General features: G+C 71.6%; 12 protein-coding genes. 8 read left to right on the top strand and 4 right to left on the bottom strand.

The genetic code is table 11. The annotated features are described in order from the left end of the window. Nucleotides 1-5: 5 nt before the first annotated feature. The 3 genes from ACSBPG_RS23590 to ACSBPG_RS23600 all read right to left on the bottom strand — a co-directional run bounded on the left by ACSBPG_RS23590 (nt 6) and on the right by ACSBPG_RS23600 (nt 3233). Nucleotides 6-1130: an ABC transporter substrate-binding protein gene (locus tag ACSBPG_RS23590; protein ID WP_435539676.1), complete on the bottom strand. Its 1125-nt coding sequence runs from the start codon at nt 1128-1130 to the stop codon at nt 6-8. A 341-nt stretch (nt 1131-1471) separates the two neighbouring features. Continuing rightward, on the bottom strand, nt 1472-2368 hold the full coding sequence (locus ACSBPG_RS23595; RefSeq protein WP_435539677.1) for a proline iminopeptidase-family hydrolase: 897 nt from the start codon (nt 2366-2368) through the stop codon (nt 1472-1474). Between the two features lie 127 nt (nt 2369-2495). Next, nucleotides 2496-3233: an autoinducer binding domain-containing protein gene (locus ACSBPG_RS23600; protein ID WP_435539678.1), complete on the bottom strand. Its 738-nt coding sequence runs from the start codon at nt 3231-3233 to the stop codon at nt 2496-2498. Nucleotides 3234-3589: 356 nt separating this feature from the next. Here ACSBPG_RS23600 and ACSBPG_RS23605 point away from each other — a divergent pair, with 356 nt between their 5' ends. The 5 genes from ACSBPG_RS23605 to ACSBPG_RS23625 are packed head-to-tail and all read left to right on the top strand — an operon-like array spanning nt 3590 to nt 9306. Then, nucleotides 3590-5275, top strand: coding sequence for an ABC transporter substrate-binding protein (locus ACSBPG_RS23605; RefSeq protein WP_435539679.1), 1686 nt, complete (start codon nt 3590-3592; stop codon nt 5273-5275). Then, a complete protein-coding gene (locus tag ACSBPG_RS23610; protein ID WP_435539680.1) occupies nt 5263-6342 on the top strand; it encodes an ABC transporter permease in 1080 nt (359 codons plus the stop codon). Before ACSBPG_RS23605 ends, ACSBPG_RS23610 begins: the two co-directional genes overlap by 13 nt. Before the next feature lie 6 nt (nt 6343-6348). Continuing rightward, nucleotides 6349-7323: an ABC transporter permease gene (locus ACSBPG_RS23615; protein WP_435539681.1), complete on the top strand. Its 975-nt coding sequence runs from the start codon at nt 6349-6351 to the stop codon at nt 7321-7323. Then, complete coding sequence (locus ACSBPG_RS23620) at nt 7313-8302, top strand: ABC transporter ATP-binding protein (RefSeq protein ID WP_435539682.1); 990 nt, start codon at nt 7313-7315, stop codon at nt 8300-8302. Before ACSBPG_RS23615 ends, ACSBPG_RS23620 begins: the two co-directional genes overlap by 11 nt. Further along, nucleotides 8299-9306: an ABC transporter ATP-binding protein gene (locus ACSBPG_RS23625; RefSeq protein ID WP_435539683.1), complete on the top strand. Its 1008-nt coding sequence runs from the start codon at nt 8299-8301 to the stop codon at nt 9304-9306. The genes ACSBPG_RS23620 and ACSBPG_RS23625 overlap by 4 nt, the downstream gene beginning before the upstream one ends. 46 nt (nt 9307-9352) lie before the next feature. On the opposite strand, the gene ACSBPG_RS23630 is transcribed toward ACSBPG_RS23625, so the two are convergent. Beyond that, the gene (locus ACSBPG_RS23630) at nt 9353-10285 is read right to left on the bottom strand and encodes a LysR family transcriptional regulator (RefSeq protein ID WP_435539684.1); all 933 of its coding nucleotides are present in this window, start codon (nt 10283-10285) and stop codon (nt 9353-9355) included. Between the two features lie 95 nt (nt 10286-10380). On the opposite strand from ACSBPG_RS23630, the gene ACSBPG_RS23635 reads away from it, so the two are divergent. The 3 genes from ACSBPG_RS23635 to ACSBPG_RS23645 all read left to right on the top strand — a co-directional run bounded on the left by ACSBPG_RS23635 (nt 10381) and on the right by ACSBPG_RS23645 (nt 13081). Continuing rightward, the gene (locus ACSBPG_RS23635) at nt 10381-11178 is read left to right on the top strand and encodes an NAD(P)H-dependent oxidoreductase (protein ID WP_435539685.1); all 798 of its coding nucleotides are present in this window, start codon (nt 10381-10383) and stop codon (nt 11176-11178) included. Nucleotides 11179-11273: 95 nt separating this feature from the next. Beyond that, nucleotides 11274-11756, top strand: a complete 483-nt coding sequence (locus ACSBPG_RS23640) for a hypothetical protein (protein ID WP_435539686.1) — start codon at nt 11274-11276, stop codon at nt 11754-11756. Beyond that, complete coding sequence (locus ACSBPG_RS23645) at nt 11753-13081, top strand: GAF domain-containing protein (protein WP_435539687.1); 1329 nt, start codon at nt 11753-11755, stop codon at nt 13079-13081. The genes ACSBPG_RS23640 and ACSBPG_RS23645 overlap by 4 nt, the downstream gene beginning before the upstream one ends. Nucleotides 13082-13180: the final 99 nt, after the last annotated feature.

The following is a 13180-nucleotide window of genomic DNA, read 5'->3' on the forward strand; positions in this document are numbered from 1 at the left end:
CGGGATCACAGGCTCTTGAATTCGCTCCACGCCTCGTTCCAGTCCTCGATCTCCTGCCGCACCGGCAGACGGCGGAAGTCGATGCGGTTCTTCTTGTACTCGTCCATGACGTTGGGCCCGGCCAGGGTCATGCGCAGGATCTCGGCCTCGCGCGGCATCGTGTCGTTCAGCAGTTTCCAGCCGGCCATGGACGGGATGGACTTCTTGTTGTCGACCTTGGTGGCCTGGCGGACCTGGCCTTCGGGCGACGTCGTGTACTGGATGAACTTGCGCGCCAGGTCGCGCTTGGCCGTTCCCTTGACGATGGACAGCGATTCCGTCCACTGCAGGCCGCCCTCCTCGGGGATGACGGTGTCGACCGGCACACCGTTCATGCGCAGGCCGAGCGTGATCCATTCGCCGATGCCCGGCACCAGGTGCGCCTGACCGTTGGTCAGCGACGAGAAGATGTCGGCGATGGTGTAGAAGCCCGCGGCCTGCGGCTTCAGGGAGAACAGCTTCGTCCGCAGCGCGGCGAAGGCGTCGTCGGCGATGTCGAACGGCGGGCGGTTGCCGTCGGACAGGCTGACCGTGCCCATGGACGGCAGATACCAGTCGAAGAAGCCGACCTTGCCCTTTGCCTTGCCGGCCCACAGGGCGGCGTAGGAGGCGACCTCCTCGGGACGGTAGACGTCGGTGTTGTAGGACAGGCCGAGATAGCCGAAATCCGTCATCACCCCGTAAAGCTTGCCGTCGAACCAGTGCAGCGGAAACCGCCGGAATTCCGGCCAGAAGTCCTGGAGGGGGTAGTCGGCCGGGTCGAGCTCCTCGACGAAGTCCGCCGCATACAGCAAGTGCATGTACTCCGCATCGGCCAGCACCACGTCGAAGGAGCCGGGCGGCGCCTGGTTGATGACCGCCAGCATCTGGTCGCCGCCGACATACTCCTTGATGCGGATCTTGACGCCGTGCTCCTTCTCGAACGCCGCGACCAGGTAAGGGTCGGCGTTGCCCGGCCAGGAGAGATAATTCAGGACCGCCGGATCGGCGGCGGCCGCGGGCGACCAGCGGGTGGCGGCGGCGGCACCGACCGCGGCGGTCCCCTTGAGGAACGAACGGCGGCTGAGATCGGAACACGGGACGTTCGGCATGACACGCTCCTCGGCAGAAAGTATTGCATGCGCTCATCGCATGCAATAACGATCGCAGGAATCGTGCCAGGACGAGTCGCCGCAGGCCGTGGCGCGCAGCGGCCTCAAGGCAAAGGGAAAACGCCGACGGGTTGCAGAAGCCGGACGCCCGACGCGTCGTGTCGAGTGCATCTGGCGCACGCAATCGCATGCGATTTAATCAGGAGATTGCCTGCAAAGCAGAGGGCGACGCGTTCCACGGTCGCCCCGGCCGTCGCCGCCGGCGGGCGCGCCACGACGCGCGCGCCCCTCTCCGGGGACCGGAGAGGGGCGGCGGCAGGAGGATGTCGGGGGACCGGCGGTCAGTCGTGGGCCGCCAGGAACGCCTCCACCCGGTCGAGGCAGGCTTGCTTGGTCTCCACGTGCGGCATGTGGCTGGAGTCCGGGAAGACGCACCACTCGGCGCCGGGAATGCGATCGATGAAGGGCTGGATGCACGCCTGCGTCGCCTCGTCGAACTCGCCGCGGAAGACGAGGGTCGGGACGGCGATGGCCGGCAGGCGGTCGATGATGCTCCAGGTCCGCATCGTGCCGATGACGTGGAACTCGTTGGGACCGTTCATGGTGCGGTAGACGGTCGGATCGGCGTCGACGGCGGCGAAGGTGCGCGCCACCTCCTCCGGCCAGGGGGTGACCCGGCAGACGTGGCGGTCGTAGAAGACCCGGGTCGCCGCGAGATAGTCGGGATGATCGGTGGTCCCGGCCGCCTCGTGGCGGTTCAGCGTCTCCTGCACCTCGGGCGGCAGGGCGGCGCGCAGCTCCTGCGCCCCCCTCACCCACAGCTCCATCGAGGCCAGCGAGTTGGCCAGGACCAGGGACTTGAGCCCGGCCGGGCGGCGCACCGCGTGCTCGGAGCCGAGCATGCCGCCCCAGGACTGGCCGAGCAGGTGGTAGCGCCCGGCGATGCCGAGGTGCGCCAGCAGGTTGTCGAGCTCGGCGAGGAACAGGGCCACCGTCCAGAAATCGCCGCCCCGGTCGGGCAGGTGGGTCGACTTGCCGTTGCCGAGCTGGTCGTAGTGGACCACCGCCCGCCCCGTCCGGGCCAGTTCCTTGAAGGAATCGACGTAGTCGTGGGTGCAGCCGGGCCCGCCGTGCAGGACCACCAGCGGCGCCTTGGCGGCGGTGAGGTCTCCGGTCACGCGGTACCAGGTGCGGTGGCCGTCGAACGGGGCATACCCTTCGTGGCTGCTCAGCGTCATGCTCTCCTCGCGTGCGATCCATCGGCCGGCGGGCGGCGACTGCCGACGAGCCTAGAGCCGGCGCGCCGGCGCGGTAAGCTGGCAAATTTGATAGTGCGCCCCTGATGGTGCCGCTGCCGCCCGCCGCTCACGGCTCGGGGTCGAGCAGCCGGTAGTGGGCCGCCCGGGCGATCGCCTGCAAGCGGTTGCGGGCCCCCAGCTTGCGGATCGCCGCGTTGAGGTGGAAGGTGACCGTGGGGATCGAGCGGTCGATGCGGAAGGCGATCTCCTTGGCGGTCAGGCCCTCGGCGCACAGGCGCAGGCACTCGCGCTCGCGGCGCGTCAGGTGCACGTGGGGGCAGGTCCGCACGGCGGCGGCGAAGCCGGGAAACACCGCGTCGTGGAAGCGGTGGCCGAGCAGGGCGATCTCCGCCAGCGCCGGCGGGAGGCGCGCCTCCGCGCCGCGGGGCGGGTCGACCCGGATGGCGGTGAAGGTGGCGAGGTCGCCGCCCGCCAGCCGGATCGGCACGGTGATGCCGCAGGTCAGCTTGCGGTCCTGCAGATAGCGCACCACCGGCCCGTGGCTGTCGCGCAGCACCCGCGCCATGACGTCGCTCTGGGCGCCGGCGTGCGACCAGGTGAAGGGCGAGGACACGGCCAGGGCGGCGTCCTGCACCGGGTCGAGCTGATAGTAGCCCCGGTTGCACCAGAGGTCGGCCATGTCCGCCGGGACGTTGCGCATCTCCAGGACGCTGGGGTTGATCAGCCGGCCGTCGTGGGTGCGCGGCACCGGGGCGTAGTCGTAGATGAGGGCGTCGAACCCGAGCGCCTTGACCCTGTCGAAGGCGGCGTCCACCTGGGCGGCGAGGCGCGCGTCGGCTGCCATGCGGTTCCAAGCTCCCGTCGGCTCTGTCCCGGAGCCGCAAGGATAGGAACGAAGCCGACCGCCTGTCAAACGCCGCCGTTCCGGCCGTTTCGAGGCAACAGCCTAAGAAATAGGCAGATATTGCCCAAACCGCGGTCATCCAACCCGACGTCTTCGCCCCCGGGCGGCGCCGGCCGCGCCGGGAAGGTCTTGCCCCGCCGGCCCGGCGGGTGCGGCGTCCCTATCATTTCTCATAGCGTGGTCCACCGCTTGCACCCCTTCCGGCGTGTTCCAGCGGCGGCTGCCCGGCACGAAGGGCACCGCCGCGCGGTCCCCAGCGCACGGACACGATCGAAGCGTTCGGAGAGGTCCAACCCATGAAGACATACCCATCGGCGGTGCGCGGCGCCCTGCGCGCCCTGTCCTGTTCGGCGCTGGCGGCCGCGCTGCTGCTCGGCCCGCCGGGCGGGGCCCATGCGCAGGAGGGCAAGCGCGGCGGAACCCTGCGCCTGCTGGCGCGCGCCGCCGCCGGCACCATCGACCCGCACGTCAACTACACGCTGCAGTTCTTCCAGATCAACTACGTGCTCTACGACGGGCTGGTCACCTTCAAGAAGGTCGCCGGCAAGGAGGGCTTCTCGGTCGTCGCCGACCTGGCGGAGGCGCTGCCGCAGCCCGCCGACGGCGGCAAGACCTACGTCTTCAAGCTGCGCGACGGCATCTCCTTCGCCAACGGCAAGCCGGTGACCGTCGACGACGTGGTCGCCTCCTTCCAGCGCATCTTCAAGGTGCTGGGGCCGACCGCCGGGACCTTCTACAACGGCATCGTCGGCGCCGACGCCTGCCTGGCCGAGCCGGCGACCTGCACGCTCGCCGGCGGCGTCGTCGCCGACCCGGCGGCGCGCACGGTGACCATCAACCTGACCCAGCCCGACGGCGAGTTCCTGCAGAAGATCGCCATCCCGCACGCGGCCATCCTGCCGGCCGACGCGCCGCCCAAGGACGTCGGCACCGAGCCGATCCCCGGCACCGGCCCCTACATGATCGCCGGCTACGACCCCAACAGCCGCATGACCCTGGTGCGCAACCCCCACTTCAAGGAGTGGAGCAAGGACGCCCAGCCCGACGGCTACGCCGACGAGATCCACTACGATTTCGGCCTGACCGAGGAGGCCGCGGTCACCGCGATCCAGAACGGCCAGGCCGACTGGATGTTCGACCCGCCGCCGCCCGACCGCCTGCCGGAGATCGGCAGCAAGTACGCCAAGCAGGTCGCGGTGAACCTGCTGACCGCCATGTGGTACGCGCCGATGAACACCAACCTGGCGCCGTTCGACGACGTGCGCGTGCGCCAGGCGGTCAACTACGCCATCGACCGCGCCGCCATCGTCAAGCTGTTCGGCGGCGCCAACCTGGCCGCCCCGACCTGCCAGATCCTGCCGCAGGGCTTCCCCTCCTACGAGCCCTACTGCCCCTACACCCAGAACCCCGGCGCCAAGTGGAGCAAGCCGGATCTGGCCAAGGCCAAGGCGCTGGTCAAGGAGTCCGGCACCGCCGGCCAGAAGGTGACGATCATCACCGAGGACACCGTCGTCTCCCGCAACATCGGCGTCTATCTCCAGGGCGTGCTGCAGGAGCTGGGCTACGACGCCGGCGTCAAGCCGATCTCGCAGAACATCCAGTTCACCTACATCCAGAACACCAACAACAACGTGCAGATCAGCGTCAGCCAGTGGTTCCAGGACTACCCCTCGCCGTCGAACTTCCTGAACGTGCTGTTCAGCTGCGCCTCCTTCCATCCCGGCTCCGACGCCTCGGTGAACATCGCCGGCTTCTGCGACAAGGCGGTCGACGCCCGCATGGAGGAGGCGTTCGCGGCCTCGGTGAGCGACCCGGCCACGGCGGCGAAGATCTGGACCGAGGTCGACCGCATGGTCACCGACAAGGCGCCGGCCGCCGTCCTGTTCACGCCCAAGCGCGTCGACTTCGTGTCGAGCCGCGTCAAGAACTTCACCTTCAGCCCGCAGTTCTACTGGATCGTCAGCCAGTCATGGGTCAACTGACCGTGCCCGACGGGTCGCCGGCCGACGGCGACCCGCCGCTTGCCACCGCCGCCGTCCCCATCCCCGGGGACGCGGCGCACGCCATGCCGGAAGGGCCGTGGCGCAGCGCGCTCCGCAAGCTCGCGCGCGACCGCGCCGCGGTCGCCGCGCTGGCGACCCTGGTGCTGGTGCTCGCCCTCTGCCTGCTGGCGCCGCTCTACGCCGCCCACGTCTCCGGCACCGACCCCTTCGCCACCAACCTCAACGGCGAGGTGGCGATCGACGGCGAGACGCGGCCGGTGCTGGAGCCCTCGACCGAAGGGCTCGGCCTCGGCCTGACGCCGATCGGGCCGACCTGGCGCCTCGGCCCCTACCTGCTGGGCGCCGACAACCAGGGCCGCGACGTCGCCGCCCGCCTCCTCTACGGCGGCCGCAACTCGCTGCTGATCGCCGGGGCGGCGACCGCCATCGGCCTCGTCCTCGCCACCGTGCTGGGGGTGGTCTCCGGCTTCTTCGGCGGGGTGGTGGACGCCGTGCTGTCGCGCCTGCTCGACATCCTCTGGGCCTTCCCCGTCTACCTCCTCGCCATCTCCCTCTCCATCGTGCTGATCAGCAAGGGCTTCGACATCGGGCCGATCTCCATCACCGCGGGCAGCCTGTGGCTGCCCATCATGATCATCGGCATCGTCTACGTGCCCTACATGGCGCGGCCGATCCGCGGCCAGGTGCTGTCGCTCATGTCGGCGGAGTTCGTGCTGGCGGCGGTCGGGCTGGGGGTGCCGGCCTGGCGCATCCTGGTGCGCGACATCCTGCCCAACGTGATGACCCGGGTCATCGTCTTCGTCCCGCTCATGATGGCGCTCAACATGATGACGGAATCGGCGCTCTCCTTCCTGTCGATCGGCGTGCAGCCGCCCGACGCGAGCTGGGGCACCATCATCCAGGACGGCCAGGGGCTGCTCTACAGCCGGCCCCTGGTGGCGGTCGCCCCCGGCGTCGCCATCGCCGTGACGGTGCTGGCCCTCAACATCCTGGGCGACGGGGTGCGCGACGCGCTCGACCCCAAGTCCAAGCTGCGGATCGGGTGAGCGGCGATGCTGGGCGCCCTCCTCCGCCGCTTCGCGCAGATGCTGTTCGTCATGGTCGGCATCAGCGTGGTCGCCTTCCTCATCTTCTTCGCCACCCCCGGCGCCGATCCGGCGGCGCGCATCGCCGGCCGCAACGCCTCCCAGGAGACCTTGCAGCAGGTGCGCCGGGACTTCGGGCTCGACCGCCCGCTGCCCGTGCAGTACGGGCTGATGATGAAGCGCCTGTTCGTGACCGGCGACCTCACCTCCTTCGTCAACCGCGGCCAGAAGGTGGTGCCGACGGTGCTGAACGCCTTCCCCGTCACCCTGTCGCTGGTGCTGGGGGCGGCCGTGCTGTGGCTGATCGGCGGGCTGGTGGTGGGTGTGGCGGCCGCCGCGGCGCGCGGCCGCTGGCTCGACCGCACGCTCATGCTGCTGAGCCTGCTCGGCGTGTCGATCCCCGTGTTCTGGCTGGGCGAGGTCGCCAACCTGATCACCCAGAGCCGCTTCCACGACACGGTGCTGTTCTCCTGGGTGCCGGCGCTCGGCTACAAGCCGCTCGGCGAGGATCCCTGGGGCTGGTTCAAGACCCTGGTCATCCCCTGGTTCACGCTGGCCACCCTCTATGTCGGGCTGTACGGCCGGGTGCTGCGCGCCAGCCTGATCGAGGTGATGCAGGAGGACTTCATCCGCACCGCCCGCGCCAAGGGCCTCAGCGAGACGCGGGTGCTGTGGTGGCACGGCGTGCGCTCCTCGCTGGTCGCCTTCGTCACCATGTTCGGCCTCGACTTCGGGGCGCTGGTCGGCGGCGGCGCCCTGCTGACCGAGGTGGTGTTCGGCCTGCAGGGAGTCGGCAAGCTGACCTACGACGCGCTGCAGAACCTCGACCTGCCGATCATCATGGCGACCGTGCTCTATTCCGCCTTCTTCGTGGTCGCCGCCAACTTCGTGGTGGACATGCTCTACGCCCTTCTCGACCCGCGGGTGCGCGATGCCGTCTGACGCCCCTCCGCTGCTGGAGGTCCGCGACCTCCGCGTCTCCTTCCGCACCGAGCGCGGCGTCGTGCGCGCCGTCGACGGCGTCTCCTTCACCGTCGGCCAGCGCGAGATCCTCGGCCTCGTCGGCGAGTCCGGCTCGGGCAAGACGCAGACGCTGCTGAGCGTGATGGGGCTGATCGACGACCCCAACGCGGCGATCGAGGGCTCGATCCGCTTCCAGGGGCAGGAGCTGGTGGGGCTGTCGCGCCGCGCGCTGCGGGCGATCCGCGGCCGGCGGATCGCCATGATCTTCCAGGATCCCATGACCTCGCTGACGCCGGTCCACACGGTGGGCGGCCAGATCGTCGAGCAGCTCCGCGCCCACACCGACCTGTCGCGCGCGGCGGCGCGGACGCGGGCGGTGGAGCTGCTGGACGCCGTCGGCATCCGCGCCGCCGCCGCGGTGGCCGGGCGCTACCCGCACGAGCTGTCCGGCGGCATGCGCCAGCGCGTGGTCATCGCCATGGCCCTGTCGTGCCACCCGGCGCTGCTGATCGCCGACGAGCCGACCACCGCGCTCGACGTGACGGTGCAGGCGCAGATCCTCGACCTGATCGGCCGGCTGCGCGACGATTTCGGCTCCTCGGTGGTGCTGGTCACCCACGACCTCGGCGTGGTGGCGGAGGTCGCCGACCGGGTGCTGGTGATGTACGCCGGCCGGATCGCCGAGGAGGGCGGCAAGGAGGCGGTGTTCCGCCGCCCGCTCCACCCCTACACCTGGGGCCTGTTCGACTCCATCCCGCCGCTGGAGGGCGAGCGGCCGGCCCGCCTGCGCTCGATTCCCGGGGCGCCGCCGTCGCTGCTGGCGCTGCCGCGCGGCTGCGCCTTCGCGCCGCGCTGCCGCCACCGCTTCGACGCCTGCGCCGAGCGGCCGCCGCTGGCGGGCGCCGGCGGCCACCGCGCCGCCTGCTTCCACACCGCCGCCGCGGAGGCCCGCCCATGACCGCCGTCTCCGCCGCCCCCACCGCCCCCGCCGTGCCGCTGCTGCGCGCCAGCGAACTGACCAAGCGCTACGCCACGCGCGCCTCCCTGTTCGGCCGGCCGGCGCGGTCGGTGACGGCGGTCGACGCGGTGTCGCTCGACGTGTGGCCCGGCGAGACCTTGGGCCTGGTGGGCGAGTCCGGCTGCGGCAAGTCGACGCTCGGCCGCTGCCTGGTCCGCCTCTACGAGATCACGTCGGGCGCGCTGGAGTTCGACGGGCGCGACATCTCCCGGGCCTCGCTGCGCCAGCTGCGGCCGGTGCGGCGGGAGATGCAGATGGTCTTCCAGGACCCCTACGCCTCGCTCAACCCGCGCCGCCGGGTCGGCGACATCGTCGCCGAGCCGCTGCGCGTCCACGGCCGCCACGGAGCGGCGGAGATCGCCGACCGGGTGGCGGAGCTGCTGCGCCAGGTCGAGCTGCTGCCCGACCACGCCAACCGCTTCCCCCACGAGTTCTCCGGCGGGCAGCGCCAGCGCATCGGCATCGCCCGGGCGCTCGCCCTGGAGCCGCGCCTGATCGTCGCCGACGAGCCGGTTTCGGCGCTCGACGTGTCGGTCCAGGCGCAGATCGTCAACCTGCTGGTGGAGCTGCGCGAGCGGCTCGGCCTGACCTACGTCTTCATCGCCCACGACCTCAGCGTGGTGCGCCACATCTCGACGCGGGTGGCGGTGATGTATCTCGGCTCGATCGTCGAGACCGCGCCGACCGACGCCCTCTTCCGCTCGCCCCGGCATCCCTACACGGCGGCGCTGCTGGCGGCGGTGCCGGTGCCCGACCTCGACCGCGTGCGGCGCCGGCGGATCGTGCCGCAGGGCGAGGCCGGCGACGGCGCCGCCACGGCGACCGGCTGCCGCTTCCGCCCCCGCTGCCCCGCCGCGACCGCGCTCTGCGCCGAACGCCGGCCGCCGCTGACCGCCGTGGCGCCGCAGCACCTCGTCGCCTGCCACCACCCGCTGACGCCGTGAGCACACCGGCGCCGGGTCCGCTCGGCCCCGGCGGCCCGGGCGCCGGTCAGCGCTCCGGCCGCGGCGGCGCGAGTCCGGGGATGGTGCCGATCCGCTCGGCGAGGAACTCGATCAGCAGGCGGACGCGGGCGATGCCCGCCCGCTCCGGGACGATGAGCATGTTCAGCGGCACCGCGGGCAAGGTGTGGTCGGGCAGCAGGACCTCGAGCCGGCCCGCCGCGAGCAGGTCGTCGACCAGCCACTGGTGGGCGGGGCCGAGGCCGCGGCCGGCGGCGAAGGCTTCGCGGGCGGCCAGCCCATGGTCGACCCGCAGCCGTCCGCCGAAGCGGACCGCGTGGTGCCGCCCGTCGGGCCCGCGCACGGTGAGCAGGTCGCTGCCGGCCACGTTCGCCATGCGGATGCCCTCGTGCGCCGACAGGTCCTCGGGAGCGGCGGGCCGGCCGCGTTCGGCCAGATAGCGCGGCGCGGCGACGAGCAGGCGGCGGCTCCGGCCGAGCGGCCGGAGCTTCAGCGAGCTGTCGGTCAGCGGCCCGAGGCGGAGTGCCACGTCGACGCCCTCCCGGACGAGGTCGACCCGCTCGTCGGTCAGGCCGAGATCCACGCGGATGTCGGGATGGCGGTCCTGGAACGCGAAGATCAGGCGGCTCACGTGCAGGACCCCGAGGGCCGCCGTGCAGGACAGCCGCACCGTGCCGGCGGGCGCCCCGCGCATGCCCCGCGCCTCCTCGCCGGCCTGCTCCACCAGGCGGAGGATGTGCACGGCGTCGGCGTAGTAGCGGCTGCCTTCGTCGGTCAGCGTGACTCGACGGGTCGTCCGGCTCAGCAGCGCCACGCCGACGGCCTCCTCGAGGTCCCGCAACTGCCGGGAGACGGTCGACTGCCCGACGCCGAACTCGCGCGCCACCGCCGACAGGCTCGCGCGCTCGGCCACGCGGATGAAGACGCGCATGCGCTCGAGCGTGACGTCCGATTTATCCATAGTACGGCAAAATCCTATCCATTTCCCCTGTGTAGCGGATTGCCGATACCCAGGCTAGCGTCGGGGCACCATCCACCCTTCGTTCGGTGTCCCCCATGAACGTCCTGTTCGTCTTCGCCCATCCCGAGCCGCGCTCGCTCAACGGCGCCCTGCGCGACGTCGCCGTCCGGGAGCTCGAATCCCGAGGCCACACGGTGCTGGTGTCCGACCTCTACGCCATGGGCTGGAAGGCGGCGGTGGATCGCGCCGACTTTCCGGCGCTGGCGCCCGACGCCCGGCTGCGGGTGCCCGCCGCCTCGGGCGACGCCTTCGCCGCCGGAACCCTGACCGACGACGTCGCGGCGGAGCAGCGCAAGCTGCTCTGGGCCGATCTGCTGATCCTCCAGTTCCCACTGTGGTGGTACTCGATGCCGGCGATCCTCAAGGGCTGGGTCGACCGCGTCTACGCCTACGGCTTCGCCTACGGCGTCGGCGAGCACAGCGACCGGCGCTGGGGCGACCGTTTCGGCGAAGGCACCCTGGTCGGCAGGCGGGCCATGCTGATCGTGACGGCCGGCGGCTGGGCCGAGCACTACGCCGAGCGCGGCATCAACGGGCCGATCGCCGACCTGCTGTTCCCGATCAACCATGGCATCCTCCATTATCCCGGCTACGACGTGCTGCCGCCGTTCGTCGCCTACCGGGTCGACCGCCTCGACGCGGCGGGCTTCGAGCATGTCGCCGACGGCCTTCGCGACCGGATGCGGACGGTGGACACCACGCCCCCCATCCCCTATCGGCGGCAGAACGGCGGGGACTATTTGATTCCGAGCCTGCAACTCCGCCCTGGTCTGGAAGACACGGGCGCCACCGGATTCGCGCTCCACCGGACCGGCGCTCCCCGCGGCCGGTGAAACGGACGGCCCCACTCCTACGTCCATCGCCCGCTGGCCGCGGCGCCCCTCGGCTTGGTAGACTGCCGCCGGTGTCGCAAGCGGCGGTGACGGGCGTGCGGGAATTCGGGCCGGGCGGCGGGTTCGCCGCGTTTCTCGACGAAGGGGTCAGCGTCGTCGTGTCGTCCAGCGACCGCGCCAACCGGCCGGTGCTGAGCCGGGCGCTGGCCTGCCGGGTCGAGCCCGACGGGCGGCGCGTCGGCCTGCTGCTGTCGGCGTCGGCGTCGGCGGCGCTGCTCGACGCGGTCGCCGAGACGGGGCGGCTGGCCGTGGTGGTGACGCGGCCCAGCACGCACCGCTCGGTGCAGCTCAAGGGCGAAGACGCACGGGTGGTGCCGCCCACGGCCGGGGCCCTCGACGCCGTCGCCCACCATGTCGGCCCCTTCGTCCGCGACCTCGAGAGCATCGGCTTCGAGGAGCCCTTCGTGCGCACCCTGATGGCCTGCGACCCGGCCGACCTCGCCGCGCTCGTCTTCACCCCCAGCGCCGGGTTCGACCAGACGCCGGGGCCGAAGGCGGGGGACGCGCTCGCCCCATGACCCTGTCCCTCGACGCCATCCGCCCCTGTCTGGAAGGCGTGATCCCCGCGGCGATCGCCACCAGCGCCGCCGACGGCACGCCCAACGTCTCCCTGCTCTCCCAGGTCCATTACGTGGACGAGGGGCACGTCGCCCTGTCCTACCAGTTCTTCAACAAGACGCGGCGGAACATCCTGGAGAACCCGCTCGCCACCCTGCTGCTGGTCGACCCGGCGACGGCCGCCCAGTACCGGGTGTCGCTGCTCTACCGCCACACGGAAACGGCAGGCCCGCTGTTCGAGATCATGAAAGCGAAGCTGGCCGGCATCGCCTCCCACGTCGGCATGGTCGGGGTGTACCGGCTGATGGGCGCCGATCTCTACCGGGTGCTGTCCATCGAGGCGGTGCCGGGCGCCGCCCTGCCCGCCCCGCCCCGCCGCCGCGCGCTGCTGCCGGCACTGCGGCGCGCCTGCGAGGGGCTGGCCGCCTGTTCCGACCTGACGGAGCTGCTGGACCGCGTGCTGGCCGACCTCAAGAACGGCTTCGGTGTCGAGCACGCGCTGGTGCTGCTGCTGGACGAGGCGGGGGAGCGGCTCTACACCGTCGCCGCGCTGGGCTATCCGGAATCCGGCGTCGGCTCGGAGGTGGCACTGGGCGAGGGGGTGATCGGCGTGGCGGCGCGCGAGCGCACGCCCATCCGCATCACCCACATGACCAGCGAGTACAGCTACGGCTGCGCCGTGCGCGACCGCGCCGCCGACGCCGGCCTGATCGGCGCCACCGAGATCCCCTTCCCCGGGCTGGCGCAGCCGCACAGCCAACTCGCCGTGCCGATCCTCGCCGGGTCGCGGCTGCTCGGCGTGCTGTTCGCGGAAAGCACGCAGGAGCTGCGCTTCCGCTACGACGAGGAGGACGCCCTGGCCACCCTGGCGCTCCAGCTCGGCGGCGCCATGCAGGCGCTGAGGCAGGCCGCGCCGGCGCCGGAGCCGGCCGCCACGGGGCCGGCCGCCACGCCGTCCGGACCGGGCGTGGTGGTCCGCCACTACGCCGCCGACGACAGCGTCTTCCTCGACAACGACTATCTCATCAAGGGCGTCGCCGGCGCGATCCTGTGGAAGCTGGCGCGCGACCATGTGGAGCACGGCCGCACCGAGTTCACCAACCGCGAGTTGCGCCTCGCCCCCGACATCCGTCTTCCCGACGCCGCGGAGAACCTGGAGGCGCGCCTGATCCTGCTGCAGCGGCGCCTCGCCGAGCGCTGCGACGCGCTGCGGATCGAGAAGACCGGCCGCGGCCGCTTCCGCCTCGCCGTCGTCCGGCCGCTGGCGCTGGAGGCGATGCCCTGACGGGGCCGCTTACGATCCTTTTAGCATTCGGTGAGGCAAGACTTAGCAACCGTCCTGACGATTGCCCGCCTAGCGTCCCGGCCATCCTGGAACCGACAG

The sequence above is a fragment of the Azospirillum sp. ST 5-10 genome (assembly GCF_051225715.1).
Lineage (GTDB): Bacteria > Pseudomonadota > Alphaproteobacteria > Azospirillales > Azospirillaceae > Azospirillum.